We start from the raw sequence: 26,893 nt of genomic DNA on the forward strand, positions 1-26,893 counted from the left end.
AATTTAACCTGCGGGACGGCCGGAGGCTATGAGGAACCCTCGTCACATGCTGCGGCACGCCGCAGCATGTGACCCTACACGACTTGGCGGGTTACAGCCCCAGCGCCTGACGCTGCAGCACCGTCAGTTCGGCGATCCCCTTGCGGGCCAGGGCCATCAGGGCCATGAACTCGGCTTCCTCGAACGGCTTGTCCTCGGCCGTGCCCTGGATTTCCACGATGCCGCCCTTGCCGGTCAGCACGAAATTGGCGTCGGCACCGGCATTGCTGTCTTCCGCATAATCCAGGTCCAGGACAGGTTCGCCCTGGTACAGACCGCAGGAAATGGCGGCCACCTGGTCGATCAGGGGGATATGGGCCAGGGTGCCGATGCGCACCAGATGCTGGAAGGCCAGATGCAGGGCGACATAGGCGCCGGTGATGCTGGCCGTGCGGGTGCCGCCATCGGCCTGGATGACGTCGCAATCGACCTTGATCTGCACCTCGCCCATGGCCTTCAGGTCGGTGACGGCGCGCAAAGACCGGCCGATCAGGCGCTGGATCTCCTGCGTGCGGCCGGACTGCTTGCCCTTGGCGGCCTCACGGTCGGTGCGGGTGTGGGTGGACCGGGGCAGCATGCCATATTCGGCCGTCACCCAACCCTGGCCCTTGCCGCGCAGGAAGGGGGGCACCTTCTCATCGACGCTGGCGGTGCACAGCACATGCGTGTCGCCGAACTTCACCAGGCAGGAACCTTCGGCGTGGCGGGAGAAATTGGTTTCCAGGCTGACGGTGCGCAGCTGGTCGGCCAGACGGCCGGACGGGCGGGACATGGTGGCTCTTCCGTTCTTGTCACGATCCTTGAAAGCCATTCCTCTTAGCAATGGCGACGCCCCTTCGTCCATCCCGACGGCCAGCGTCGCTCCATTGATTTGCACCGCCGCCCCCACTACTCTTTTGCCTGTCGCGTCACGGAAGGAACCCGAAGGGCCGGATGATCAGCGAGCTGAACCAGCGGTCGCGGGAAATTTTCCGCCAGATCGTCGAAGCCTATGTCCAGACGGGTGAACCGGTGGGGTCGCGGACCCTGTCGCGCCGCCTGTCCGCCAGCCTGTCGCCGGCGACCATCCGCAATGTCATGGCCGACCTGGAGGAGCTGGGCCTGCTGATGGCTCCCCACACCTCGGCTGGGCGCGTGCCCACCGATGCCGGCCTGCGCCTGTTCGTCAATGGCCTGCTGGAGGTGGGCGACCTGACGGAGCGGGAGCGGGAGGATATCGAGGTCACCTGTTCCGCCCGTGGCCGTTCCGTGCCGGAGGTGCTGGAGGAGGCGACGAACCTGCTGTCGGGCCTGTCGTCCTGCGCGGGGCTGGTGCTGGCGCCCAAGACCGACCGGCCGCTGAAGCATATCGAGTTCGTCAACCTGTCGCCCGGCCGCGCCCTGGTCGTGCTGGTGACGGAGGATGGGCTGGTGGAAAACCGGGTGGTGGAGGTGTCCACGGGCCTGCCGCCATCGGCCCTGCAGATGGCGTCCAACTATCTGAATGCCCGCGTCGTCGGCCGCACCCTGTCGGAAGCCCGCGCCTTCATCCAGAAGGAGATGGAGGAGCAGAAGACCCAGCTGGACGAACTGACCCGTAAGGTCGTGGAGACGGGGCTGGCCACCTGGTCCGGGGCGCGGGGCAGCCAGGGCTATCTGATCGTGCGCGGTCAGGCCAGGCTGCTGGAGGATGTCACCGCCATTTCCGACCTGGAACGCATCCGGTCCCTGTTCGAAGCGCTGGAAACGCGTGAGCAGATGGTGAAGATGCTGGACGCGACCGGCAAGGCGGAGGGTGTGCAGATTTTCATCGGGGCGGAGAACAACCTGTTCTCCCATGCCGGCTGTTCGATGATCGTCAGCCCCTATGCCAACACCAAGGACCAGATCGTCGGTGCCATCGGCGTCATCGGTCCCACCCGCATCAATTACGCCCGCATCATTCCCATGGTCGATTATACCGCCAAGGTCATCGGCCGGTTGATGGGCTGACCCCTTGCGGGTCATGGGGGTCCGACCCTATTTCTGGGTGGACACTCTCGACAGAATGTTTAATCCCGCCTAAACCAGGGGGCCGCCGGGCATTCACCCCTTGTCCGGCGCCCGCACCAGGTAAATTCCGAAGGCTCGATCCGCTATGACCGATACGATCAATACCCACGACAGCGACACCAGCGCCGCCGCCGAAACGGTCAATCCGGCGTCCGAGGGCGCGGCCGATCCGGCCCGCGTCGCCCAGCTGGAGGCGGAGGTCGCGTCCCTGAAAGACCAGATTCTGCGCGCCCTGGCCGAGACCGAGAATGTGCGCCGCCGCGCCGAGCGGGAGCGCGAGGACACGTCCAAATATGCCGTCTCCAAGTTCGCCAAGGAACTGCTGGCCGTGGCGGACAATCTGCGCCGCGCCGTGGAAGCGGTGGCCCCCGACGTGCGTGAGAGCAACCAGGCCGTCGGCAACCTGCTGACGGGCGTGGAAGCGACGGAGCGCCAGTTGCTGGCCGCCTTCGACCGTGCCGGCATTGCCAAGGTGGAGGCGCTGGGCGCCCCGGCCGACCCGAACTTCCATCAGATCATGATGGAGATCGAGAATACGGGTAAGCCCGCGGGCACCGTGGTGCAGGTGCTGCAGGCTGGCTACACGATCCATGGCCGCCTGCTGCGCGAAGCCATTGTCGGCGTCGCCAAGGGCGATGTCGGCGGGCATGTGAACACCAGCGCCTGATTCGCCTCCCCCCCGTAGCGGATGCGTTCGCCCGGCGGTCGCCAGCCCGCCGCGCGTGCGGCGTAAGCCAAGCCAACGGAGTTGGCGCCCGGCGTTTGAGGGAACATGAATATAAAAGGCCCCCGCCGATATCCGGCGGGGGCCTTTTATATTCACCACGCAAGGACCGGTCACGGCTGCCAGTCGCGCACCCCGTATTTGGCCAGGATGGTGGCCAGCTGCCCGCTCTTGCGCAACTCCACCATCTTGGTGTCGATCAGCTTCACATAGGTGGCGCTGTTCGGATCCTTGGGTGAGAAGCCGATGGACACGTCCGACTGGTCGCCCAGAGAATGATAGGTGAACAGGTTGCGATAGCCCTTCGATTCCAGCAGGAAATCGATCACGTTGCTGTCTTCGACCATGGCGTCGATCTTGCCATCAATCAGCAGGTTGACCAGTTCCTCGGTCACGTCGTCGCCCGACACCTGCACCATGTTGGGCGAACCCTTGTTGGCGTCGATGAAGGCGTTGACGGCGTCGCTGTAGAAATAGTCCTTGATCGAACCAAAGCGCAGGCTCTTCAGTGATTCAAGGTTGGTGATCTTGAAATCCTTGGTTTCCTTGCCCTTGCGGATGACCAGCGTCGGGCTGGACAGACCCATCGGCGTCTTTGGATAGATCAGATCGCCCGCTTCTTCATGCGTGGCCCCCACGGCGGCAGTCACGGTACCGGCGCGGGTGGCCGCCAGCGCGTCCGTCCATGGCATCAGCGCATAATCGACCTTGTGGCCAGACGACTCCAGCGCCGCCTTGGCGATTTCAACAAGATAGCCGGGACGCACGCCCGGCGCGCAATTGTAGGGGCACCAGCTGTCGGCACGCAACTTCACCTCTTCCGACCGGGCGGGGGCAGCAACATTGCCGGCCAGAAGCAGGGACAGGCCGGCCAAGGCGCAAATTTTCGTGGGAGTGGTCCAAATCTTCATGAAAAGTGCCCCTTGCATCCTGACTGAAAACGCGTTGGCGTCATTACGGTCTGGTCACGGCGAAGTCAATTGCACGCGACTGCCTGGGGGATCATCTATGCTTTTGCACTGAAATGCGGCAATCGCTTTTTCCGCCAGCGTTCCGGCAACAGCGCCGGTCCTTTATCCGCAGCCGATGCGGGCATCGGCCGTCGGGGAACGATCGGTTGCCCTGATCCGTTCGCTTGAAAGGGGATGGGGGAGGAAATGGGCCGTTGATCGGATACCGGTACTGGACGGGGTCGCATCGCGCCCCACCCTTTCTGCAACGACAAGGATGAAGGGGCGCATGGAACGGGTGCATCTGTCGGCCTGCATGTCACTGGATGGCCATATCGACATGGTTGGCGGCAGCAGGCCGCTGGTTCTGTCCAGCGAGGAGGATTGCCGCGACATGCATGGCCTGCGCGCAGAGTGCGACGCCATTCTGGTCGGCGCCGGTACCGTGCGGCGGGACGCGCCACGCCTGACCGTGCGCTATCCGGACCTGCTGGAACGCCGCCGGCAGGCGGGATTGCCCGACCATCCGTTGAAGGTGACGGTCACGCGCACGGGTGAACTGGACCCGGCGTCCGCCTTCTTCACCCGGGGTGGGGAGCGGGTGGTCCTGTGCCCTGAACCGGTGCTGGCCGCCACGCGGGCGCGACTGGGCAATGTGGCGACCGTGGCGGGTCTGGACGGGACGGACAGCCGCGCCATCCTGGACCGCCTTTCGGCATTGGGTGTGCGCCGTCTGCTGGTGGAAGGGGGGACGGAACTGCTGACACGGTTCCTGGCCGATGGCGCTTTCCACCATCTGCGTCTGGCCGTGGCACCGTTCCTGGTCGGGCAGGATGCGGCCCCGCGCCTGGCCGGGTCCGGGCGCTTTCCCTTCGGGCCCGACCACCGGCTGCGCATCCGCGCCACCCGGCTGCTGGGCAATATCTGTGTCATCGATATGGATAATCCCGACCGGGTTCCGTGAAGGGGCTGGGTCCGCGCAGCGGCAGCGTGACCGCCCCCAGCGACAGGCAGGTTGCCAGCGTCAGCAGGGGTGCCGCCAGGTCGCGGCGACGGGCCGGGGGAAGCAGCCGGGCCAGCAACAGACCGGGCGACAGACGGCTGCGCGGCCGTTGCAGAACGGCCAGAATGGTCAGCAAGGCGCGTTCATCCAGCGACAGGGCGGAGCGGCAGCCATTGCCGATATCGGGTCGCCCGGCAGGATAGAGATGCAATTGCTCCAGCGCCTCTTCCCAGGCCAGCAGGGCATCGGCCCAGCCACCGGGCAGCAGGCGCCGGAACTCCAGCTCCACCTCCTGCCAGCGGAACCGCCCATGACGCCAGCGCCGCGCCGACCAGAGCAGCAATTGTTCCCCCCGCGACAGGGTGAAGACGGTGCCGCCGGCCTGCTGTTCGGTCAGCGACGCGACGCGGGCCGCGTGGCTGTCGGGATCTGGTGCCGGTGCCGTGCCGGGTGCCGCCGCTGCCAGATCGGGCCACCACAGGGCTTCGCCATTCATTGACGCCTCCATCTTCGGGGTTGATGGAAGAAGCTTATTGCGAGTCATTCGCAATTGCAAATCATTCTCAACAGCCAACTGCCTCTCGCCATACTATGCGAATGGCTCTCATTGGCATCTTGACAGCGACCGGATGGCTGCCGACATATCGGGCAGTCCCCGCCGCTTGGCTGGATGTATCGCCCCGGCCGCACGGCCGGCACTGTCGCCAGGAGCCGAAGAAGATGAAGATGTTTTTCCGCCGCACGCTGCTGCGATCGCTGGCCCTGCCCCTGCTGGGTGCCGGTCTGGGTCTGTCCCTCATTGCGGGACCGGCCGCGCGGGCGCAAGCGGCGGAGGTGAACATCTATTCCTCGCGCCATTACGACGCCGACAAGTTGCTCTACGCCGCCTTCGAGAAACAGACGGGCATCCAGGTCAATGTCATCGAAGGCAAGGATGACGAGCTGATCGAACGGCTGAAGGCCGAAGGGCGTAACAGCCCGGCCGATGTGCTGCTGGCTGTGGATGCCGGCCGCCTGTGGCGCGCGCAGAATGCCGACGTGCTGCAAGCGGTGAAAAGTGCCGTGCTGGAAAAGGCGGTGCCCGCCGCCTATCGCGAGAAGGACGGTTACTGGTTTGGCCTGTCGGCCCGCGCCCGTGTCATCATCTATAACAAGGCCACGGTGAAGCCGTCGGACCTGTCGACCTATGAGGATCTGGCCGATCCGAAATGGAAGGGCCGCGTCCTGGTCCGCAGTTCCACCAGCGTCTACAATCAGTCGCTGACCGGCTCCATTCTGGCTGCCCATGGTGCGGAGAAGACGGAAGCCTGGGCCAAGGGCCTGGCTGGCAATTTTGCCCGCAAGCCGCAGGGCGGCGATATCGATCAGATCAAGGCTGTGGCGGCGGGAGAAGGCGATGTCGCCATCTCCAACACCTATTATTTCGCCCGCATGCTGAATTCGACCAACCCGGCGGAAAAGGCGGCGGCGGAAAAGGCGGGCCTGTTCTTCCCCAATCAGGGGGATCGCGGCACGCACATGAACATCTCCGGTGCCGGCGTGGCCAAATACGCCCCCAACCGCGCCAATGCCGTGAAGTTCCTGGAGTTTCTGTCCACCCCGGAGGCGCAGAAGATCTTCGCGGAGGCCAATTATGAATTCCCCGTCGTGGCCGGCATCCCTTCGCATGCGACGGTGGCCGCCTGGGGCGAGTTCAAGCGCGACAGCCTGAATGCCGCCATCTATGGCGAAAACAATGCCGAAGCCCTGAAGATCATGGATCGGGCCGGCTGGAAGTAAGCTGCGCAGTCAAAAAAAGGGGGAGGCGGATCGAACGACCCACCTCCCCCTTTTTTCATCACATCACATAATCGACCGACAGCCAGATCTTGCGCCGGTCGGCAAGCGCCCCGCGCCCGTCAAAATCGGCATATTTCACGCCCGCCGTGATCTTCGGCCCGAATTTCAGGGCCAGTTCGGCATCCCATTCCGTGCCCTGCCTGGCCCCGCCGCGTTCCGCCTCAAAATCATGGTACCAGAGGGCGGCCGACAGGCCGGTGATGCGGCCCCAGCTCAGCTTGGCGTCATGGCCCAGCTTGCCATAGGTGTCGACGACGCCATTGGCAGGCGTGGTCAGGAAGGCATCGGCATAGCCCTGGAACTTGTGCAGCGTGGCCAGCGGCGTGGCGAAGCCGCGCACCCCGTCGCCTTCCAGCGACTCGACGCCGACGGTCAGGCCCGTGCCGCCGATGCTGCCCGTCAGTTCACCCGCCAGATAATCCAGCGCGATATTACGGGGATTATGCTTGTAGTCGGTCTGGTGGGCATATTCGCCGACATAAGCCAGGGTCACCGTCCCCAGCGTCTGCTTGCCCGCCAGCCGCGCGCCCACGGTGCGCGTGGTCAGCAGCGGCTGTTCGTTCAGGTCCAGGAAATAGGCATAGCCCGTGATCTTGCCCACAGGCGCCAGGGTGACGGCGGCGTTCAGCAGGTGGGACGTGCCCTCATACTCACCTTGCGGGCTTTCATTGCCGAAGATGCGGTTCACCTGGGTAACCAGGGCATAGTTCAACTCGACATTGGGGATGCTCTTGTTGACCACCCGCAGGGCGTCGAAGGTCTGTTCATTCTGGCGGAAGCCGACGGCGCCGATGAAGCGCTGATTGTCCAGATTGATGCGCTGGCGCCCCAGCGTGACCTGGGTGCCGGGCAGGTCCGTGTAATCCAGTTGCAGGCGGTTCAGTTCCGCGCCGTCCGGGTCGGTGATCAACGGGCGCTTGGTCTTGCCGTTGATGCTGTCATTGAAGGCGCTGTTCAGATGGGCCACGCCCTCCATCTCCGCCAACAGCGACAGGCCCTGCACGGCCGCCGTCTGATAGCCGACACGCGCCCGCATTGTATGGGCCTGTGCGCCTTGCGGCAGCCCGGCCTGATCCACATCCTCAAACCGGTAGCGGGCGTCCAGCAGGAACTTGCCATTGGTGAAGGCATCGGTCAGGTCGGCCGCCTGTGCCGGCAGGCAGGTGAGGCAGAGCGCCAGCGACAGACCGGCCAGGGTGCGCAGGGATGCGGATGACGCCTTGTTCTTCTTGGTCATGAAAGGCTCCCATAAAAAAAGGCGTCCGAACAGTCCAGGCGGTCAGCCTGGCTGTTCGGACGCCATTGTCCCGGTGGGCCGTCATCGGCCCGGTTGAAGGGCGCCATCGTGGCGCCACCCCGGTCCGGATTTCAGCAATCCCTGTGCCAGGGCGACGAATGTCGGGATTGTCCGGGAAATAACCGTTTTGCGGGCGCACAGATGAATGCTGCGCCTGCGAAATGGGCAAAGGACGTGAGCAATATGGTTAACGTAATTGCAATAAATCCCATTTGTTGCCGTACAGATCCTGGAACACGGCGACGCTGCCATAGGTCTCGTGCCGCGGTTCTTCCAGGAAGGTGACGCCGGCGGCGACCATGGCGGCATGGTCACGGACGAAATCGTCGCTATGCAGGAACAGGAAGACGCGGCCGCCGGCCTGGTTGCCGATGGCGGCCTGCTGTTCCGGCCCCGACGCCCTGGCCAGCAGCAGGCGCGATTCGGTGGCACCCGGCGGGGCCACCAGCACCCAGCGCTTGCCCCCACCCAGATCATCATCGGCCACCAGGGTGAAGCCCAGCTTCTCGCGATACCAGGCAATGGCCTCGTCATAATCGCGGACCAGCAGGGAAAGGGCGCCGATATGGGGCATGGGGGCGTGTCCTGTCAGGAAGGGGCAGCCAGTTCTAACCGCTGGCACCCCCGGATGCCAGATTCAGCACTTGCCAAACAGAACAAAACAGGAACAATTACCCCATGACCGACAGTATCCCCACCATCGCCGCCCTGCGGGAGCGGCTGTCCATCATGGACCGCATCCGCCCGCCCAAGGGAAGGACGGCACTGTCGCTGGGCCATGGCGCGCTGGACGCGGCCCTGCCGGGCGGCGGGCTGGTGCGGGGCGGGATGCATGAATTCTGGCCGGCACCGGGGGATGCGGCGGCGCATGGCTATATCGCCTCCCTGCTGTCGGGGCTGGCAGGGGATGGCCCGATCCTCTGGTGCCGGCTGCGTGACCGGGGGGATGCGCTGGGCCTGGCCGACATGCCCTATGGGCCGGGGCTGGCAGCGATGGGTCTGGACCCGTCGCGCCTGATCCTGATCCGGCCCGACAGCCTGGACGACGCGCTGTGGGCGGTGGAGGAGGCGTTGCGCTGCCGGCCGCTGGCAGCCGTCATCGGCGATGGCTTCCTGCCCGGGCCCGTGCCGGGGCGGCGGCTGCAACTGGCGGCAGAGGATGGCGGGATGCTGGGCATCCTGATCCTGCCGCCGCTGGCCCGACCGCCGCCTTCCACGGCACTGACCCGCTGGCGGGTCACATCGGCGCGCGACCGCCCCCCGCATGAAGATGGTGGGGGGCCGCGCTGGACCGTCACGCTGCTGCGGGCACGGGGCGGGGGATCGGGTTCGTGGGAGGTCGCGTGGGATGACACGGCGTTTCGTCTCCGTCTGGCTCAGCCGCTGGCCGACGGACCAGTGGCGGCGGCGGAATAGGGATCAGAAGCTGACGGGCCCGCTGGTCCTGACCCTGGCGGGACAGGGCGGCATCCGGCTTCATGCCGTGGACCCGCTGGCTTCGGCGGACGGGTTGCGGCCCGGCCTGCTGCTGGCCGATGCCCGCGCCCTGGCACCGGGGCTGGTCGCCATGCAGGCTGATCCCGCCGCCGACCGTTCCGCATTGGCCCGGCTGGCCGTCTGGGCCCAGCGCTACACGCCACAGGCCGCCAGCGACGGGCCGGACGGGCTGATCCTGGACATCACGGGCTGTGCCCATCTCTGGGGTGGGGAGGCGGGCCTGCTGGCCGACCTGTCGGCCCGGCTGGGCAAGGCCGGCTTCACCCATCATCTGGGGCTGGGCGACGGGCCGGCCGCCGCCTGGGGCTGGGCCCGGCATCGGCCCGCCGGGTCCGACCCTATCCTGCCGGAAGGCAAGCGCGCCTGGACGCAGCTTCTGCCCCTGCCCATGGCGGCCCTGCGCCTGGATGACGGGCTGGTGGCCGATCTGGCGCGGGTGGGGCTGGTGCGGGTGGGCGATGCACACCGGCAGCACCGGGCCCCGCTGACGGCCCGCTATGGCACGGGCATCGGCCGTCGGCTCGACCGCATGCTGGGCCTGTCAGCCGAACCCGTGGCACCGCAGGCCGCACCGCCGCTCTGGCGTGTGCGTCTGTCCTTTGCCGAGCCTATCGCCACGCGCGACGCGATCGAGGCGGCGACCCTGTCGCTGCTGCGCGATCTGTGCGTCCGGCTGGAAGGGGCGGGCCGGGGCGCGCGCCGGCTGCTGCTGACCTGTTTTCGCACCGATGCCAGTGTGCAGTCCGTGACCATCGGCGCTGCCCGGCCCAGCCGCGATGCGCCCGCCCTGCTGAAGCTGTTCCGCGAACGGTTCGACCAGGTGGAACCCGGCTTCGGGATCGAGATGATGGAGATGCAGGCGACCTCCACCGATGCCTTCACGGCCGAACAGGCCGGGCTGGCCGTGGGCGGGGGCGATGCCTTCGCCCTGACCGCCCTGCTGGACCGGCTGGTCAACCGGCTGGGGGAGGATCGGGTGGGCCGCCCCTGCCCCCGCGACACGCATCGGCCGGAACGGATCATGGAACTGACCGGGGAGATGGAGGGACCGGAGTTGCCGCTGGACCCCGCCCCTGCCCCTCTGGCCCCTTCCCCCCTGGCCCGCCCGGAACGGGACGCGGGAGAGGATGGGGGCGACGGGGCCAGGAAGCCCTGGCCCAAGGCGGCGCCCCGCCGGCCCACGCCCACCCGCACCCGCATCTGGCGGATGGAAGGGCCGCGCCCCCTGCTGCTGCTGCATCCGCCGGAGCGGGTGGAGGTGGCGGAACCCGCCCTGTTGTCCTGGCGCGGGCGGCCCTTGCGGCTGGACTGGCTGGAGGGGCCGGAACGCATCCGCCCCGACTGGTGGCGGGCCCGCACCGGCCCGACGCGGGATTATTACCGCGCGCAACTGGCCGATGGCCGCCGCGTCTGGCTGTTCCGCACGGCCGATGACCGGGGCCATTGGTACCTGCACGGGCTGTGCGCATGACCATCCCCGATTATGTCGACCTGCAGGTCACCAGCAATTTCAGTTTCCTGCGCGCAGGATCCCACCCACATGAACTGGTGCTGGCCGCCGCATCCCTGGGCCGGAAGGCCATCGCCATCACCGACCATGACACGCTGGCCGGGGCCGTGCGCATGCACACGGCCTGCAAGCAGCAGCGCATAAGGCTGGTGGTGGGCTGCCGGCTGACGCTTTCCGATGCGCCGCCCGTGCTGTGCCACCCCACCGACCGCGCCGCCTATGGACGGTTGACGCGGCTGCTGACGCGGGGCAAGCGGCGGGGCGGCAAGGGGGAATGCCACCTGACCCTGGCCGATCTGGCCGACGCGGCGGAAGGGCAGATCCTGTCCGTGCTGGCGCCTGAAGGCCGCGCGACGCCCAAACGGCTGGAGGAACTGGCCCGACAGCTGGAGCGGTTCAGGGCGCTGCCGGCGGCGGGGCTCTATCTGGCCGTGGCCCCGCTCTATCAGGGATATGACCGGTCACGCCTGCTGCGGCTGGGGGAACTGGCCGACCGGATGGGGGTGGGGCTGCTGGCCACGCAGGATGTGCGTTATCACCATCCGGACCGGCAGCGGCTGCACGATATCCTGACCTGCATCCGCCATGGGCGCACGCTGGCCGATGCCGGCCGCACCCTGTCGCCCCATGCCGAACATTATCCCAAGCCGGCGGACGCCATGGCGGCCCTGTTCGCCGACCGGCCCGACGCGCTGGCCAATTCCGTCGCCATCGCCGATCGCTGCCGCTTCAGCATGGACGAACTGCGCTATGACTATCCCATCGACCCCATCCCGTCGGGCCTGACCCCGCAGCAGGAGATGGAAAGGCTGGCCCTGGAAGGGGCACAGCGGCTTTATCCGCAGGGCGTGCCGGAAAAGGTACGCAAATTGCTGGATTATGAATTCACCCTGATCGGGGAACTGGACTACGCGCCCTATTTCCTGACGGTTCATGACATTGTGCGCTTTGCCCGGTCGCGCGACATCCTCTGCCAGGGGCGGGGATCGGCGGCCAATTCCGCCGTCTGCTTCTGCCTGGGCATCACGTCGGTCGATCCCACCGTCAACGACCTGCTGATCGAACGCTTCATCTCCAAGGAGCGCGGCGAACCGCCCGACATCGATGTCGATTTCGAGCATGAGCGGCGGGAGGAGGTGATGCAGTACATCTACACCAAGTATGGCCGTGACCATGCCGGACTGGTGGCCACCGTCATCTGCTACCGCTCCCGCATGGCCATCCGGGAGGTGGGCAAGGTGCTGGGCCTGTCGGACGATGTCATCGGCGCCCTGGTCCGGCTGGGCTGGAACCGCCATGGCATCAGCCATGAAGGCGTGGCGCGGGAGGCGGGGCTGGACCCGACCGACCCGTTGCTGACCCTGTGCATGGACTTGGCTTATGACCTGCGCGGCTTTCCCCGGCATCTTTCGCAGCATGTGGGCGGCTTCGTCATTTCCCGGTCGCGCCTGGACGAACTGGTCCCCATCGAGAATGCGGCCATGGAGGACCGCACCGTCGTCGAATGGGACAAGGATGATGTGGAGGCGCTGGGCCTGCTGAAGATCGATGTGCTGGCGCTGGGCATGCTGTCCTGCCTGCGCCGGGGGCTGGACATGCTGGGCCAGCGCCTGGGCCGGCCGCTGGCCCTGACCGACATCCCCGATGGGGACCGGGACACCTATGACATGATTTGCCGGGCCGACACGATCGGCGTGTTCCAGATCGAAAGCCGGGCGCAGATGTCGATGCTGCCCCGGCTGCGCCCACGCATATTCTATGATCTGGTGATCGAGGTGGCCATCGTCCGGCCCGGTCCCATCCAGGGCGACATGGTCCATCCCTATCTGCGCCGTCGGCGGGGGGACGAACCTGTCACCTATCCCAAACCGGAATTGGAAGAAGTGCTGGGCCGGACCCTGGGCGTGCCGTTGTTCCAGGAACAGGCCATGCGCATGGCCATTGTCGCCGCCGGTTTCTCCCCCGGCCGGGCCGACCAGTTGCGCCGGGCCATGGCCACCTTCAAGAAGACGGGCGGGGTGGAGGCATTCAAGGCGGAATTCATCCAGGGCATGATCGGCCGGGGCTATGATCCCGACTATGCCGCCCGTTGCTTCAAGCAGATCGAAGGTTTCGGCAGCTATGGCTTCCCGGAAAGCCATGCCGTCAGCTTCGCGCAGCTTGCCTACGCCTCCTCCTGGCTGAAATGCCACCACCCGGCCATTTTCGCCTGCGCCCTGCTGAACAGCCAGCCCATGGGTTTCTACCAGCCGGCCCAGATCGTGCGCGATGCCGTGGAACATCGGGTGGAGGTGCGGCCCGTCGATATCAACCGGTCGGAATGGGATTGCACGCTGGAGGAAGGGCGCGGCGGCCCGGCCCTGCGCCTAGGGTTTCGGCAGGTGAAAGGCATGCGCGAAGATGCGGCCATCGCCATCGCGCGCGAACGGGCCGGTGGTTATGACACGATCCGCGACCTGTGGCGGCGCACCGGCCTGCCCGTCGGTGTGCTGGAACGGCTGGCCGATGCCGACGTCTTCGCCAGTCTGGGCCAGGACCGACGCCAGGCCCTGTGGGAGGTGAAGCGCCTAGGCGGCAAGCCGCTGCCCTTGTTCCAGGCGGCCGACCTGTCCCGCCGCCTGGGCGACAACCGCCCGCCCGTCGATATGGGGGACGAACCGGAGGTGGAATTGCCGGCCATGAGCCTGGGCGAACAGGTCTGGACGGACTATCGCACCCTGTCCCTGACCCTGCGGTCCCACCCGCTGGCCCTGCTGCGCCCCGCCATGACAGGGCTGGGCATGGGCACGACGGAAGGTTTGCGCCATGCCAAGCCCGGCACCATGGTCACCGTCGCCGGCCTGACCCTGGTGCGGCAGCGGCCGGGTACGGCCTCGGGCGTCATCTTCGTGACGCTGGAGGACGAAATGGGCATCGCCAATCTGGTCGTCTGGCCCTCGGTGATGGAACGCAACCGCCGTACCCTGATGACGGCCACCCTGATGGGCGTGCGCGGGCGGTTGCAGCGGGAGGGCGAGGTGATCCATGTCGTGGCCGACCGGCTGTTCGACCTGTCATCGCACCTGTCGGCCCTGAGCCCCGGCGGCGCGCCCGCCAACGACGTCCCCCTGCCCGATGCCATTCCCGCCCAGGTGTTTGGGGAGGGGCGGAATTTTCACTGAGGGAGAGCGGGAGGTTACAGCCCTCGCACGCCCGTCCGTTCGGCCTGTTCCAGGAACCATTGCCCGGCCGGCCCCGGGGCCTGATCGGCGCGGCGGATGGTGACCAGCGGCAGGCGCGGCATGCCGGCGGCCCCGTCCCAGCTGCGTACGGGCAAGGTCACCAGCCGCCCCGCCGCGATATCGGCCTGCACCATATGCAGCGGCATGCTGCCCCAGCCCAGTCCCGCCAACAGCAACGCGTGCTTGGCCCCCAGATCGGCGATGCGCCAGGTGGTGGTGGCGGCGACACCATAATCCCGTCCTTCCGTCATCTCCGACCGGTCGGTCAGCACCAGTTGCAGATGGTCGCGCAGGTCATCTTCCGTCAGGGGTCGGGCCAGACTGGCCAGCGGATGGGCGGGGGCCGCCACCGGCACCAGCCCGATTTCCCCGATCGGTGCACGGACCAGGGCCGGCGTGTCGCTGGCAAAGGCGGTGACGATGCCGATTTCCGCCGCCCCGCCGATCACCGCCTGGGATGCCGCGCCCAGCGTTTCCACCAGCACCCGGGTGCGCACCGACGGGAATTGCCGCTGCAACCCGCCCAGCATGGACACGGCCAGGGTCATGGGCACCATGCTGTCGATGACGATGGCCAGTTCCGCCTCCAGCCCCCGGCGCAACCCCACCGCCTGGGCGCGGAAGGCGTCCACCTCCGCCAGCACCCGCCGGGCGCGCGGCAGCAGGGCCGCACCCGCCGGGCTCAGGATCGGGCGATAGGCGCTGCGGTCGAACAGCGTCACCTGCACCTGATCCTCCAGCTTGGCGATGCTGTAGGTGACGGCCGATTGCGCGCGGTTCAGCTGTCGGGCGGCAGCGGAAAAGCCGCCCGCATCGGCGACCGTGACGAAGACCAGGAACTGGTCCAGCGACAGGGCATCCATCGCCGCAACTCCATCAGATAATCAGATGATCTTCTGCAAAACATTATCAGTTATCTGGCGGGACCGCGTGCCTATCTTAGGTCTTGAGAAACAGACACCCTGTCTGCGGAGGATTTGATGACCGCGCACCGCCAGCCCGCCCTGTTCATCCCCCATGGGGGTGGGCCCTGCTTCTTCATGGATGACCCGCACGGCATGTGGAAGGGCATGGGCGATTTCCTGCGCCATCTGGCCGACAGCCTGCCGGAACGGCCCACGGCCATCCTGGTCGTGTCCGGCCATTGGGAGGAAAAGGGCTTCGCCTTCACATCCGCCAAGGCGCCGTCGCTGGTCTATGATTATTACGGCTTTCCGGCCCACACCTATGAACTGCGCTATGACGCGCCGGGGGCGCCGGAACTGGCGGCCCGTGCCGTGGACCTGCTGACCAAGGCCGGCTTTGCGGCCAAGGTCGATGCCGATCGCGGCCTGGACCATGGCGTTTTCATCCCGCTGAAGGTGGCCTTCCCCGATGCGGACATTCCCGTGGTGGAAATGGCGCTGGACCGGTCGCTGGACCCGGCCCTGCATGTCGCGGTGGGCCGGGCGCTCGCCCCTTTGCGCGACGAAGGCGTGCTGATCGTCGGCTCGGGCATGAGCTTCCATAACATGCGCGCCTACGGCGACCCGCGCGCCACGCCCATGTCGCAGGCCTTCGACGCCTGGCTGACCGGGGCTGTGGAACAGGATGCGGCTGGTCGGGCCCAGGCCCTGGCCGGCTGGGCGCAGGCGCCGGGCGGCCGTTTCTCACACCCTCGGGAGGAACATCTGCTGCCGCTGATGGTGGCGGCAGGGGCCAGCACCGAACCGGGACGGAAGATCTATGGCGAGGTCGTGATGCGCACGGCCCTGTCGGGCTTCCGCTTCGATTGATTGAGGCGGGGGCCCAAGAAAAAGGGCAGGTTGGACGCGCCAACCTGCCCTTTATTCGTACCGCATGCAAAAGGTCGGGGCGTCAGCCCAGGCCCTTCTGGCCCATATCCAGGAACTTCTGGCGGCGGTTCTGGCGCAGCGTGGCACCGTCCTGGCCGCGCAGACCTTCCAGCGCATCCTCGATGGCGTTGCCCAGGGCGCTGATCGTCTCTTCCTGGCGGCGATGGGCACCGCCGATCGGCTCCATCACCACACGGTCGATGACGCCCAGTTCCTTCAGGTCCTGTGCCGTAAGGCGCAGGGCCTGGGCCGCGTCGGCGGCATTGGTGGCCGACCGCCACAGGATCGACGCGCAGCCTTCCGGCGAAATCACCGAATAGATCGAATGTTCCAGCATTAGCACGCGGTCGGCGGCAGCGATGGCAATGGCCCCGCCCGATCCGCCCTCGCCGATGATGGTCGACACCATGGGCACGGTCAGACGCAGGCAGCTTTCGATTGACTTGGCGATGGCTTCCGCCTGACCGCGTTCTTCGGCCGACACACCGGGGAAGGCGCCGGCCGTATCGACCAGCGAGATCACGGGCAGGCCGAACCGGTCGGCCATGGCCATCAGGCGCTGGGCCTTGCGATAGCCCTCAGGCTTGGCCATGCCGAAATTGTGCCGCACGCGGCTTTCGGTATCGTTACCCTTTTCCTGCCCGATCACGACGACGGAACGGCCGCGGAAACGGCCCAGCCCGCCGATGACGGCGCGATCCTCCCCGAACAGGCGATCGCCGGCCAGCGGCGTGAAGTCGGTGATCAGCGCCTCGACATAGTCAAGGCAATGCGGCCGGTTGGGGTGGCGTGCCACCTGCACCTTCTGCGCCGGGGTCAGCTTGGCATAGGTGGCGCGCAGCAGCTTGTCCACCTTGTCCTGAAGCTTCTTCACCTCGTCAGCGATGTTCAGGTCGCCGCCATCGGCAAGGTGGCGCAGCTCCTCGATCTTGGATTCCAGCTCCGCGATCGGCTTTTCGAATTCCAGGAAATGCATCGACGTGACTGTTCCGCCCTTGGCACTGAAGCGGGCTGATTAGCATGAGATGGGGCCGAGGGCCATAGTGTGCGTGCGCAGAGGTGGGCTGAGGCAGTTTCCGTTACGGAAGGCCTTCATCCCAGGGGGCATTAATCCAGCAAGCGCACGGGATCGCCGGCCTTAATGGTGCCGCCCTGTTCCACGCGGGCATAGACGCCGCAGACGACATGATCGAAACCGCTTTTCAGCGCCTTCAGCAGGGCCATGTCACGTTCGCCATTGGCGGGGTTCACCTCCACCGCCGCGCAGCGGGTGGTGGTCTTGAACACGGACAGCACCGTGTCGCCGATGGCGATGCGCCTGTCGACCCAGCCCATTTCCGCCCAAGGGCCCAGACCGGCCAGATGCAGGTTGGCGCGGAAGCGCAGGGGATCAACGGGGCGCTGTGTCACCCGGCCGATATCCTTGACCGAGGCCAGATTGATCAGGGACACGGCCTTGTCCGGGATGTCGGTGAAATTATGGCCGGGGCTTTCCACAATCTTGTAGGGGCCGGGCACGGCGGCACCGGTCATATAGGCCGACAGGAACTGATCGATCAGCAGCCGGCCCGTGGCCGTGTCGATGCGCCCGCGTGCCACACGCTTGCCGCCGCGCTTCAGTTCCAGCATGCAGGTGTCGGGATCGAAATCCGCCTGCAGGGTGGCCAGCTTCTCATCCCGCAGCAGGACCAGGAAATTCGTCTTGGGTTTCCAGGCCGGTTCCAGCGGGTCGAACTGCGTCGCCCGGTGCAGGATGGCGAAACGGCGGTCATGTGGCAGGCAGCCGCCGGGCGTCAGGGAAACCTGCGTCAGCGTCTGGGCCGAAAGCCCCTTGACCGGATAATAATGGATGGCGTCGAGCGTGGCGGACATGATGCCCATAGATTACCCATTGGACAGGTCGCAACGCAACATATCCAACGGGTGATTTCGGTAATTTGATTTCATGGCAGATGTTCGGTGACGGAAACATCAGAACAGGCCCAGTTGCTGGGCAGGCAGCGCCGCCCCCTCGATGCGCAGCAGGGTCAGTTTGGTATCCACCCCACCGGGTGCTGAAAAGCCGCCCGTGCCGCCACCGGCCGCCATGACCCGGTGACAGGGCACCACGATGGGCCAGGGATTGCGTCCCAGCGACTGGCCCACGGCGCGGGGAACAGTGTGCGCGGGCATCCCGCCCAGCACGTCCGGCGGCAGACGCCTGCCCACCTCGCCATAGGTCAGGGTGCGCCCGGGCGGGATGGCCCGCGCAATGGCATAGACGGCGCGGTCGAAGGGGCCGGTGGCCGCCATATCCAGCCGGACCTCCAGCAGGTCCCGCTTCTCCCCCGACAGCAGCGCCCGGATGCCGGCGATGGCGGCGGCGGTGGCCGCGTCCGGTTCCCCTGGCTCCGCTCCCGGCACGGCCTTGCGCAGGCGGCTGGCCAGATCGCCCCCCTCCACGGCCGGCAGGCGCACGGCCAGCAGACCATCGGGACCCCAGGCGATGCCGCAGGGGCCAAGGGCCGTGTCGAACAGGTGATAGCGGGGCGTTTCCATCGGGGCAGGATAGCGGTTGCAACTTTTCGCGTCACGATCCCCTTGTGACCATCATCACCCCGCCCCACATCCAAATCGATCCTCCCGGATCGCACATGACGTGGATCATCGCATTCGTCGGGCCCAGCGGGGACGATGGGGGCAATGTTGGGGAGCATATGAATATGGACTTCAAGAATTACACCGAACGCGCCCAGGGTTTCATCCAGGCGGCGCAGGGGGCGGCGGTGCGCGCCGGCCATCAGCAGCTGACGCCCGAACATCTTCTGAAGGCGCTGCTGGAAGACCAGGAGGGCATGGCCGCCAACCTGATCGCCAGTGCCGGCGGCACGGCCAAGACGGCAGAAGCCGGCGTCGATGCCGCCCTGCGCAAGCTGCCCAAGGTGGAAGGTGGTGGGGGCACGCAGCTTTTCGTGACCCGCGAACTGGCCCGCGTCTTCGATCAGGCGTCTGAACTGGCCAAGAAGGCCGGGGACAGCTTCGTCACCGTCGAACGGCTGCTGCTGGCCCTGACCCTGACCACCGGGACGGACGCTGCCAAGGCCCTTTCCGATGCCGGCGTGACGCCGCAGAAGCTGAACGAAGCCATCAACAGCCTGCGCAAGGGCCGCACGGCCGACAGCGCGTCGGCCGAACAGGGCTATGACGCCCTGAAGAAATACGCCCGCGACCTGACCCAGGCCGCGCGCGACGGCAAGCTGGACCCCGTCATCGGCCGTGACGAGGAAATCCGCCGCACCATCCAGGTGCTGGCCCGCCGGACCAAGAACAACCCCGTGCTGATCGGCGAACCCGGCGTGGGCAAGACCGCCATCGTCGAAGGGCTGGCGCTGCGCATCATCAATGGCGACGTGCCGGAGGGGCTGAAATCCAAGCGGCTGCTGTCGCTGGATCTGGGCGCCCTGGTGGCCGGTGCCAAGTTCCGGGGCGAGTTCGAGGAACGGCTGAAGGCCGTGCTGTCGGAAATTCAGTCGGCGGCGGGTGAGGTCATCGTCTTTATCGACGAGTTGCATACCCTGGTCGGGGCCGGCAAGGCCGATGGCGCCATGGATGCGTCCAACATGCTGAAGCCCGCCTTGTCGCGCGGCGAGCTGCATTGCGTGGGCGCCACGACGCTGGACGAATATCGCAAATATATCGAGAAGGACGCGGCGCTGGCCCGCCGGTTCCAGCCCGTCTTCGTGGCCGAACCCACGGTGGAGGACACGATCTCCATCCTGCGCGGGCTGAAGGAGAAGTATGAACTGCACCACGGCGTGCGTATCACCGACAGCGCCATCGTGTCGGCCGCCACGCTGTCCAACCGCTATATCACCGACCGGTTCCTGCCCGACAAGGCCATCGACCTGATCGACGAGGCGGCCAGCCGCCTGCGCATGATCGTGGACAGCAAGCCGGAAGCCATCGACGAGCTGGACCGCCGCATCATCCAGTTGAAGATCGAGCGCGAGGCGCTGAAGCGGGAGACCGACCAGGCATCGAAGGACCGGCTGGAGAAGCTGGAAGGCGAGTTGGCCGAGTTGGAGCAGAAGTCCGGTACCCTGACTGCGCAGTGGCAGGCGGAAAAGGACACGCTGACCAGTGCCCAGAAGCTGAAGGAGGAACTGGACCGCGCCAGGGCCGAACTGGAACAGGCGCAGCGGTCGGGCGACTGGGCGCGGGCGGGTGAGATCACCTATGGCCGCATCCCGGACCTGGAGAAGCGCCTGACCAATGCCGAGGCCGCCAGCCAGAACCGCATGCTGAACGAGGCCGTGCGCGAACAGGATATCGCGTCCGTGGTCAGCCGCTGGACCGGCATCCCCATGGACAAGATGCTGACCGGCGAGCGCGAGAAGCTGTTGAAGATGGAAAGCCATCTGGGCAGCCGCGTCATCGGGCAGGAGGAAGCGGTCGTGGCCGTGGCCAACGCCGTCCGCCGGTCGCGCGCCGGGTTGCAGGACCCCAACCGCCCCATCGGCAGCTTCCTGTTCCTCGGCCCCACGGGCGTGGGCAAGACGGAGCTGACCAAGGCGCTGGCTGAATTCCTGTTCGATGACGAGACGGCGATGGTCCGGCTCGACATGTCCGAATATATGGAAAAGCACGCGGTCAGCCGTATGATCGGCGCGCCCCCGGGCTATGTCGGGTATGATGAGGGCGGGGCGCTGACCGAAGCCGTGCGCCGCCGGCCCTATCAGGTCGTGCTGTTCGACGAGGTGGAAAAGGCCCATCCTGACGTGTTCAACATCCTGCTGCAGGTGCTGGATGACGGCCGTCTGACCGATGGTCAGGGCCGCACGGTGGATTTCCGCAACACGCTGATCATCATGACCTCCAACCTGGGCTCCGAATTCCTGGCCAGCCTGCCGGATGGGGAGGACAGTTCGGCCGCGCGGGCGCAGGTGATGGAAGTGGTGCGTGGGTCCTTCCGGCCGGAATTCCTGAACCGTCTGGACGAGATCCTGATCTTCCACCGCCTGTCGCGCGGCAATATGACGGGGATCGTGGAGGTGCAGCTGGGTCGCCTGACCAAGATGCTGGCCGACCGGGAGCTGGCCCTGGAACTGACCCCGGCGGCCAGGGAATGGCTGGCGGAAAAGGGCTATGACCCCGTCTATGGCGCCCGGCCGCTGAAGCGGGTGATCCAGCGGGAGCTTCAGAACCCGCTGGCCAGCCGCATCCTGGAAGGAAGGGTCGCGCCCGGCACGCCGGTCAAGGTGGATGCCAACGCGGATGGCCTGCTGATCCAGGGCGAACCGGCCCATGGCCCCATGCCGGCCGCCGGCGAAAGCGCCTGGGGTCAGGCCAAGACGCTGCATTGACAGACAGGTTGAACCTGGGGGCGGGTGGACCGGCCCCAGGTTCCGACCGTCAGCGACCCGGCTGCGACCCGCGAGGGACCCGGCCGGGCCCGCGCCCCTGCCGGGTCCTATTTGTTCTTGGCATCCTGGGCCGTGTTCTCGATGGCCTTGCCGCCGGACTTCACGTCCTTGCCGACCCCTTCCACCGTATTGCAGGCAGACAGGGCCAGCAGTGACAGCAGCAAGGGGGCGGCAACGGCCAGGGGGCGCTTCTTCATGACAGCCTCTCTTCACGATGCCGGGCAATGCCGGCGGACAAAGGCTGAACAGTCCGACGCCGTGGTTTGTTCCCCCTACCCTTCCCGCAACCAGGGCCAGCGCGCGACATAGCTTTCGACCTTGGCCCGGTACTGGGGTGGATTGTCCGTGCGGGGATTGGGGCGCAGGATACCGGCTGCCAGATCATCCAGGCCATAGGGCGCGTACACCGCGCCATCCGGAGTCAGGCCGATGCAGGTGCATTGGACCAGAAACCCCTCGATCCCGTCACGCGTGCTGGTCAGCGGCCGGATGGCCCGACCGAAGCGCTGCGGATACCAGAGATGAACCCGCGCCTGATTGCGCAGTTCAACCTCTACCCCCAGATCGGCAAACAGGGCGGCGGCCCGACGGATGGCAACATCCTCCGCCGCGTAGCTGGTATCGGCATCAAAATAGAAAATGTCGTAATCCTTGACGCCCCAGCCGGCGGACCGTCCGTCGCGCGCGTTCCAGACCGCCTGATAGAGACAGCCCGCCACCAGGAAAGCCTGATCCAGCCCCAGGGTGGGCAGCCTCTCCAGGATAGCGGCGTTCACGGGGTTGGCCAGGGCCAGGGTGCGCAGGTCGTCGGGGGTCATGGCGCCGATCCTACCCAGCGCCCCGCCTTCTGCACCAGCCCTTCCGTTTCCCGTTTATCCGGGCGGCGTCTCGTCAATCAGGGTGAAGGTCGTTCCCGGTTCACCACTGACGGAGAAACGGCAGTTCCCCCATTTGGCGGGAATGGTCCAGGTGACATCCGCCGCGGCCTTTGCCGCGTATGTCTTGCGATCACAGCGGATGGATACCGTGTCCACCCGCCCCTTCACATCGGTCAGCGACAGTGTGCGATGGCTGGGGATGTAGGACCAGTCCGGCCGGGCCGGATCACAGACAAAGGGCCGACATTCGGCCGAAATGCGGCCGGACACGGCCAGCGGCTGACCGGATTGACGGATCGCGCGCAGCCGCGTCAGCGCGTCCTGCAAGGGATCTCCCTTCAGATCGCCCCCCGCCTGCTGCAATTTTTCTACCGTCTGCTCGGCGGCGGCAGCCAGCCCCAGGGACAATTCCAGGCCCAGCCGCGTCCGCAGAAGCTCAACCCGTTCGGCCGTGGCCAGCACGGAGTCCCCCGGAATCTGCTCAATATAGCGAAGCGCCATGTCGGGCCGGCCGCGTTTGGCGATAATCGCCGCGCGCCGCAACAAGATATTGGCAAATTCGTAAAGGCGGGTGCTGTCGGCTTCGGCCTTATCCAGGGCCGCGTCCGCCCCGTTCAGATCGCCGGCGGCGATAAGGCCTTGCACTGTCTGCATCTGCGCGGCGATTCCGGGCGTCCCCCGACGGTCCGGCGCCATGATCCTGTAGAAAAAACGAAACGGGACGTTCGCGGTATCCACCGCAATGCCATTTTCCAGTTGTGGATTGATGATCCGGCACTTCCCCAGGCCGCGCACCGCCGCTTCGGCGAAATCCTGACTGCCGAAAAGGTTCATCACCTCAATATCGGCAATGCTGCCATCGGCCTTCGAGGTAAATCGCAGGTTCACCCACCCTTCACGCTCACCCCTGGCTTCGATATCCGGGTACGATCGGTTGCCATTGCACTTGAAATCGAACCCGGCGACGGTGCCCCGCAACGGCACCGGGATACGGCTCGCCGACGAATCGATCTGCGCCAGAACCGGCAGGGTCCCGAGCACGCAGGCGGCAATAGCAGACACAATTACAAGGCGCATCTGCCCCTCACGACGTCCCCTGCTGCTGATGCTAGTAAGTCGTGAGGATGATGCAACAGTTAATATTGGCAATATCGGACGGGGCAGGGCCGGAAGTCTGGCCGCACCCCGTCCACATCCGTTACTCCAAACCCTCGAACAGGGCCGTCGACAGGTAGCGCTCGGCGAAGCTGGGCAGGATGACGACGATCAGCTTGCCCTTGTTCTCGGCCCGTGCGCCCACCTCGAACGCAGCGGCCAGGGCCGCACCCGACGAGATGCCGGCCGCGATACCTTCCGTCCGCGCCGCCTCACGCGACAGTTCAAAGGCGCGGACGTTGGAGATGCGCAGCACCTCGTCGATCAGGTTCTTGTCCAGGATATCGGGCACGAAGCCGGCGCCGATGCCCTGGATCTTGTGCGGGCCGGGCAGGCCGCCGGACAGGACGGGGCTGTCCTCCGGCTCCACCGCCACGACCTTGAAGCCGGGCTTGCGCTGCTTCAGCACCTGGGCCACGCCCGTCAGGGTGCCGCCGGTGCCGACACCGGAAATCAGGATGTCGGCCTTGCCCGCCGTGTCGTTCCAGATTTCCTCGGCCGTCGTGGCGCGGTGGATGGCCGGGTTGGCCGGGTTCTTGAATTGCTGCAGCAGATAGGCGCCGGGCGTGGCGGCCACCAGTTCTTCCGCCTTGGCAATGGCGCCCTTCATGCCCTGCGGGGCTGGCGTCAGCACCAGTTCGGCGCCCAGCAGCTTCAGCATCTTGCGCCGTTCGATCGACATGCTTTCCGGCATGGTCAGGATCAGGCGATAGCCCTTGGCGGCGGCGACGAAGGCCAGCGCGATGCCGGTATTGCCCGATGTCGGCTCGATCAGGACGGTGCGGTCGGGCGCGATCTTGCCATCGGCCTCGGCCGCTTCGATCAGGGCCTTGCCGATACGGTCCTTCACGCTGGACAGCGGATTGAAGAATTCCAGCTTGGCGACGACATCGGCGACGACGCCATGCTTGGCCGCCAGCCGGTTCAGCCGCACCAGCGGCGTGGCGCCGATCGTGTCCAGGATGCTGTCATAGATCTTGCCACGGAATTCAGGGCTGGCGGACATTTCACATCTCCATTGTGGTATTTATCGGAAATACCGGGTCAATGATGTGTATATAGGGCGCGACCGGCGGTGTCAAAGCAGTCTACCAACCTGCAAGGTTGGTTGGCGCATTGAGCGCCCGCGACCCCATGGTCGCGTAAGCCAAGGCGGCGGATGCCGCCGCCCGGCGCCTGAGGGAACGCGAAAGCAGCATTTGATCGGAACGATCAAATGCTGAAATCCAGCTTGGACGCCGCTTCACTGGCCACACCGGCCTGATGGGCACGCACGCACAGATCCTCGATGCTGGTCTGTTCCAGGCGCGCCATCACCTCTTCCTGCAATTCGGCCCAAAGCGGGCGGACGACCTGGCGGCCCAGTTCGGCGCCCACCTCCTCCTCAATCGGGTCAGTGGCCTGTTCCAGGGCGCGGACGACGCGCACGATCTCCGCCACCGTGATGCGGCGGCGTTCCTTGGCCAGGCGGTAGCCGCCCTTGGGCCCGCGCACGCCGGCCAGGACGCCGGCCCGGACCAGGGCCTGCAGCACCTGTTCAAGATAGCGCTTGGGAATGCCCTGGCGCTGGGTGATCTCGGCCGACTGCACCGGGGCGGAGCCGGCATTGTAGGCAATGTCCAGCACCGTCTCGATGGCGAACATCAGTTTCTTGGATATGCGCAGCATGGTCTGGCCTCACCCTTTCGTGCCGGTCGTCTTGATGCCCGTGGAACCGAAGCCACCGGCCCCGCGTTCCGTCTCGTCCAGGCTTTCCACCTCGGTCCACACCGCGCGTTCATGCCGCGCGATCACCATCTGGGCGATGCGCATGCCGCGTTCGACGGTAAAGGGCAGGTCGGACTGGTTGGTCAGGATCACCCCCACCTCGCCCCGGTAATCGGCATCAATGGTGCCGGGGCTGTTCAGGACGGTGATGCCATTCTTCAGCGCCAGGCCGGACCGGGGGCGCACCTGCGCCTCGAACCCCGCCGGCAGGGCGATGGCGATGCCCGTGGGCACCAGGGCGCGGGCGCCGGGCGCCAGCACAATGGGGGCGGCCACGGCAGCCAGAAGGTCCATGCCGGCCGACAGGGCCGTGGCATAGGAAGGCAGGGCCAGATCGGCGCCATGCGGCAGACGGCGGATGGAAATGCTGATCTCTGACATTCTTATTTCTTTCCGTTTTCGAAATGACTGGCGATGGCGGCGGCCAGACGGGCCGCCACCTCCGCTTTTGGCAGGTCGGTCCATGCTTCCTCCGCCCCATCGGCGCGGATGACATGCACGGAATTGCGGTCGCCACCAAAGGTGCCGGTGGCAGGCGACACATCATTGGCCACGATCCAGTCGCAACCCTTGCGCAGCCGCTTGGCCCGCGCATAGGCCACCACATCATTCGTTTCGGCAGCAAAACCAATGACAAGGGTCGGGCGTTGCGGGCCGGCGACTGACAGGGTGGCCAGGATGTCGGGATTTTCCGACAGTTTCAGGCTGGGCGGGCCGCCACCATCCTTCTTCAGCTTCTGCCCCGCCGCCCCATCGACGCGCCAGTCAGCGACGGCGGCAGCGGCAACGAAGATATCGGCCGGCAAGGCAGACTGACAGGCCGCCAGCATCTCCGCCGCCGTTTCCACGGGCGCCACCTTCACCCCGGCCGGATCGGGCAGGCGCACGGGCCCGCTGACCAGGGTCACCCGCGCGCCCAAAGCGGCCAGTGCGGCGGCCACGGCATGGCCCTGCTTGCCACTGGACCGGTTGGCGATATAGCGCACGGGGTCGATCGGTTCATGCGTGGGCCCGCTGGTCACCAGGGCATGGCGTCCGGCCAGCGGCTTGGGCGCGTCACGCCCGGCAAACCAGTCGATCAGCCGGGCCACGATGGCCAGCGGTTCCACCATGCGGCCCGGCCCATATTCGCCACAGGCCATGGCCCCTTCGTCCGGGCCGATGATGCCCACCCCGCGCGATGCCAGCAGGGCCAGATTGGCCTGGGTGGCGGCATGTTCATACATGCGCACATTCATGGCCGGCGCCACCAGCACAGGCTTGTCGGTGGCCAGCAGCACCGTGGTCGCCAGATCATCGGCCAGACCATGGGCCATGCGGGCCAGGATATTGGCCGTGGCCGGCGCCACCAGCACCACATCCGCCGCGCGGGACAGTTGGATATGCCCCATGGTCGACTCGTCGGTCAGCGACCAGAGATCCTGATAGACTTTGTCTTCCGACACGGCCTGCAGAGTCAGCGGCGTCACGAACTTCGCCCCGCCATCGGTCAGGACCACGCGCACGGCCGCGCCGCGCTCGCGCAGACGGCGGACCAGATCAGGCGTCTTGTAGGCCGCAATCCCCCCCGCCACGATCAGCAGCACGGTGCGGCCGGACAGGGGAAGGGCGGTCACTGGCTGTTCCGTCAGCTTTTCCGTCAAGGGACAATTCCCGTCGGTCGGTGCGGCCAACGCCGCACGGATTTATGCGAATTGGGGCTGGGCAATGCCAACAATGCACGGCAGCACAGCTGTGAAATCAGG

At 66.4% G+C, this 26,893-nt stretch carries 25 protein-coding genes; 9 read left to right on the forward strand and 16 right to left on the reverse strand.

Annotated elements, in window-relative coordinates; translation table 11 throughout:
* Window positions 1–91 precede the first annotated feature (91 nt).
* Entirely contained in the window at window positions 92–811 is a 720-nt protein-coding gene (gene rph, locus ACODTW_RS11425; protein ID WP_488946128.1) for a ribonuclease PH, read from the reverse strand.
* Window positions 812–972: 161 nt separating this feature from the next.
* Here rph and hrcA point away from each other — a divergent pair, with 161 nt between their 5' ends.
* Entirely contained in the window at window positions 973–2,010 is a 1,038-nt protein-coding gene (hrcA, locus tag ACODTW_RS11430; protein WP_488946129.1) for a heat-inducible transcriptional repressor HrcA, read from the forward strand.
* A gap of 145 nt (window positions 2,011–2,155) precedes the next feature.
* Window positions 2,156–2,737: a nucleotide exchange factor GrpE gene (gene grpE, locus ACODTW_RS11435; protein ID WP_488946130.1), complete on the forward strand. Its 582-nt coding sequence runs from the start codon at window positions 2,156–2,158 to the stop codon at window positions 2,735–2,737.
* A gap of 170 nt (window positions 2,738–2,907) precedes the next feature.
* Here grpE and ACODTW_RS11440 read toward each other — a convergent pair whose 3' ends face one another.
* Window positions 2,908–3,705 (reverse strand): substrate-binding periplasmic protein, encoded by a 798-nt coding sequence (locus tag ACODTW_RS11440; protein ID WP_488946131.1) that lies wholly within the window; start codon window positions 3,703–3,705, stop codon window positions 2,908–2,910.
* A 328-nt stretch (window positions 3,706–4,033) separates the two neighbouring features.
* Here ACODTW_RS11440 and ACODTW_RS11445 point away from each other — a divergent pair, with 328 nt between their 5' ends.
* Window positions 4,034–4,708, forward strand: a complete 675-nt coding sequence (locus ACODTW_RS11445; protein ID WP_488946132.1) for a RibD family protein — start codon at window positions 4,034–4,036, stop codon at window positions 4,706–4,708.
* Here ACODTW_RS11445 and ACODTW_RS11450 read toward each other — a convergent pair.
* Complete coding sequence (locus ACODTW_RS11450) at window positions 4,674–5,243, reverse strand: hypothetical protein (RefSeq protein WP_488946133.1); 570 nt, start codon at window positions 5,241–5,243, stop codon at window positions 4,674–4,676. The two genes, ACODTW_RS11445 and ACODTW_RS11450, sit on opposite strands and share 35 nt — an antisense overlap.
* Window positions 5,244–5,467: 224 nt before the next feature.
* Here ACODTW_RS11450 and ACODTW_RS11455 point away from each other — a divergent pair, with 224 nt between their 5' ends.
* A complete protein-coding gene (locus tag ACODTW_RS11455; RefSeq protein WP_488946134.1) occupies window positions 5,468–6,526 on the forward strand; it encodes a Fe(3+) ABC transporter substrate-binding protein in 1,059 nt (352 codons plus the stop codon).
* A gap of 58 nt (window positions 6,527–6,584) precedes the next feature.
* Here the strand turns inward: ACODTW_RS11455 and ACODTW_RS11460 are convergent, their stop codons facing one another.
* Entirely contained in the window at window positions 6,585–7,823 is a 1,239-nt protein-coding gene (locus ACODTW_RS11460; RefSeq protein ID WP_488946135.1) for an alginate export family protein, read from the reverse strand.
* Window positions 7,824–8,070: 247 nt separating this feature from the next.
* Window positions 8,071–8,457: a VOC family protein gene (locus ACODTW_RS11465; RefSeq protein ID WP_488946136.1), complete on the reverse strand. Its 387-nt coding sequence runs from the start codon at window positions 8,455–8,457 to the stop codon at window positions 8,071–8,073.
* A 104-nt stretch (window positions 8,458–8,561) separates the two neighbouring features.
* Here ACODTW_RS11465 and ACODTW_RS11470 point away from each other — a divergent pair, with 104 nt between their 5' ends.
* Genes ACODTW_RS11470 through ACODTW_RS11480 form a run of 3 tightly spaced genes read left to right on the forward strand, consistent with a single transcriptional unit; the run spans window position 8,562 to window position 14,051 of the window.
* Window positions 8,562–9,299 (forward strand): ImuA family protein, encoded by a 738-nt coding sequence (locus ACODTW_RS11470; protein WP_488946137.1) that lies wholly within the window; start codon window positions 8,562–8,564, stop codon window positions 9,297–9,299.
* The gene (locus ACODTW_RS11475; protein WP_488946138.1) at window positions 9,232–10,851 is read left to right on the forward strand and encodes a Y-family DNA polymerase; all 1,620 of its coding nucleotides are present in this window, start codon (window positions 9,232–9,234) and stop codon (window positions 10,849–10,851) included. Before ACODTW_RS11470 ends, ACODTW_RS11475 begins: the two co-directional genes overlap by 68 nt.
* Window positions 10,848–14,051, forward strand: coding sequence for an error-prone DNA polymerase (locus tag ACODTW_RS11480; protein ID WP_488946139.1), 3,204 nt, complete (start codon window positions 10,848–10,850; stop codon window positions 14,049–14,051). The genes ACODTW_RS11475 and ACODTW_RS11480 overlap by 4 nt, the downstream gene beginning before the upstream one ends.
* A gap of 14 nt (window positions 14,052–14,065) precedes the next feature.
* Here ACODTW_RS11480 and ACODTW_RS11485 read toward each other — a convergent pair whose 3' ends face one another.
* Window positions 14,066–14,974 carry a LysR family transcriptional regulator gene (locus ACODTW_RS11485; RefSeq protein ID WP_488946140.1) on the reverse strand — a complete coding sequence of 303 codons (909 nt, stop codon included), beginning with the start codon at window positions 14,972–14,974 and terminating at the stop codon, window positions 14,066–14,068.
* A gap of 117 nt (window positions 14,975–15,091) precedes the next feature.
* On the opposite strand from ACODTW_RS11485, the gene ACODTW_RS11490 reads away from it, so the two are divergent.
* The gene (locus ACODTW_RS11490; RefSeq protein WP_488946141.1) at window positions 15,092–15,886 is read left to right on the forward strand and encodes a DODA-type extradiol aromatic ring-opening family dioxygenase; all 795 of its coding nucleotides are present in this window, start codon (window positions 15,092–15,094) and stop codon (window positions 15,884–15,886) included.
* An 82-nt stretch (window positions 15,887–15,968) separates the two neighbouring features.
* Here the strand turns inward: ACODTW_RS11490 and ACODTW_RS11495 are convergent, their stop codons facing one another.
* From ACODTW_RS11495 to ACODTW_RS11505, 3 genes are all read right to left on the reverse strand, one after another.
* Window positions 15,969–16,922: an acetyl-CoA carboxylase carboxyltransferase subunit alpha gene (locus ACODTW_RS11495; RefSeq protein WP_488946142.1), complete on the reverse strand. Its 954-nt coding sequence runs from the start codon at window positions 16,920–16,922 to the stop codon at window positions 15,969–15,971.
* Window positions 16,923–17,053: 131 nt separating this feature from the next.
* Entirely contained in the window at window positions 17,054–17,827 is a 774-nt protein-coding gene (locus tag ACODTW_RS11500) for an MOSC domain-containing protein (protein WP_488946143.1), read from the reverse strand.
* A gap of 90 nt (window positions 17,828–17,917) precedes the next feature.
* On the reverse strand, window positions 17,918–18,484 hold the full coding sequence (locus ACODTW_RS11505; RefSeq protein WP_488946144.1) for a methylated-DNA--[protein]-cysteine S-methyltransferase: 567 nt from the start codon (window positions 18,482–18,484) through the stop codon (window positions 17,918–17,920).
* Window positions 18,485–18,648: 164 nt separating this feature from the next.
* Here ACODTW_RS11505 and clpB point away from each other — a divergent pair, with 164 nt between their 5' ends.
* Entirely contained in the window at window positions 18,649–21,288 is a 2,640-nt protein-coding gene (gene clpB, locus ACODTW_RS11510; protein ID WP_488946208.1) for an ATP-dependent chaperone ClpB, read from the forward strand.
* 107 nt (window positions 21,289–21,395) lie between these two features.
* Here the strand turns inward: clpB and ACODTW_RS11515 are convergent, their stop codons facing one another.
* From ACODTW_RS11515 to coaBC, 7 genes are all read right to left on the reverse strand, one after another.
* Window positions 21,396–21,545, reverse strand: a complete 150-nt coding sequence (locus tag ACODTW_RS11515) for an entericidin A/B family lipoprotein (RefSeq protein ID WP_488946145.1) — start codon at window positions 21,543–21,545, stop codon at window positions 21,396–21,398.
* 75 nt (window positions 21,546–21,620) lie between these two features.
* Complete coding sequence (locus ACODTW_RS11520) at window positions 21,621–22,166, reverse strand: nucleotidyltransferase family protein (RefSeq protein WP_488946146.1); 546 nt, start codon at window positions 22,164–22,166, stop codon at window positions 21,621–21,623.
* A 54-nt stretch (window positions 22,167–22,220) separates the two neighbouring features.
* Window positions 22,221–23,375: an energy transducer TonB gene (locus ACODTW_RS11525; RefSeq protein ID WP_488946147.1), complete on the reverse strand. Its 1,155-nt coding sequence runs from the start codon at window positions 23,373–23,375 to the stop codon at window positions 22,221–22,223.
* Window positions 23,376–23,424: 49 nt separating this feature from the next.
* The gene (gene cysK / locus ACODTW_RS11530) at window positions 23,425–24,387 is read right to left on the reverse strand and encodes a cysteine synthase A (protein ID WP_488946148.1); all 963 of its coding nucleotides are present in this window, start codon (window positions 24,385–24,387) and stop codon (window positions 23,425–23,427) included.
* A 206-nt stretch (window positions 24,388–24,593) separates the two neighbouring features.
* Window positions 24,594–25,049, reverse strand: a complete 456-nt coding sequence (locus ACODTW_RS11535; protein WP_416574738.1) for an RrF2 family transcriptional regulator — start codon at window positions 25,047–25,049, stop codon at window positions 24,594–24,596.
* A gap of 9 nt (window positions 25,050–25,058) precedes the next feature.
* A complete protein-coding gene (gene dut / locus ACODTW_RS11540) occupies window positions 25,059–25,529 on the reverse strand; it encodes a dUTP diphosphatase (protein ID WP_488946149.1) in 471 nt (156 codons plus the stop codon).
* 2 nt (window positions 25,530–25,531) lie between these two features.
* Entirely contained in the window at window positions 25,532–26,764 is a 1,233-nt protein-coding gene (gene coaBC, locus ACODTW_RS11545; protein WP_488946150.1) for a bifunctional phosphopantothenoylcysteine decarboxylase/phosphopantothenate--cysteine ligase CoaBC, read from the reverse strand.
* Between the last annotated feature and the right edge of the window lie 129 nt (window positions 26,765–26,893).

This window comes from Niveispirillum sp. FG148 (assembly GCF_057809655.1).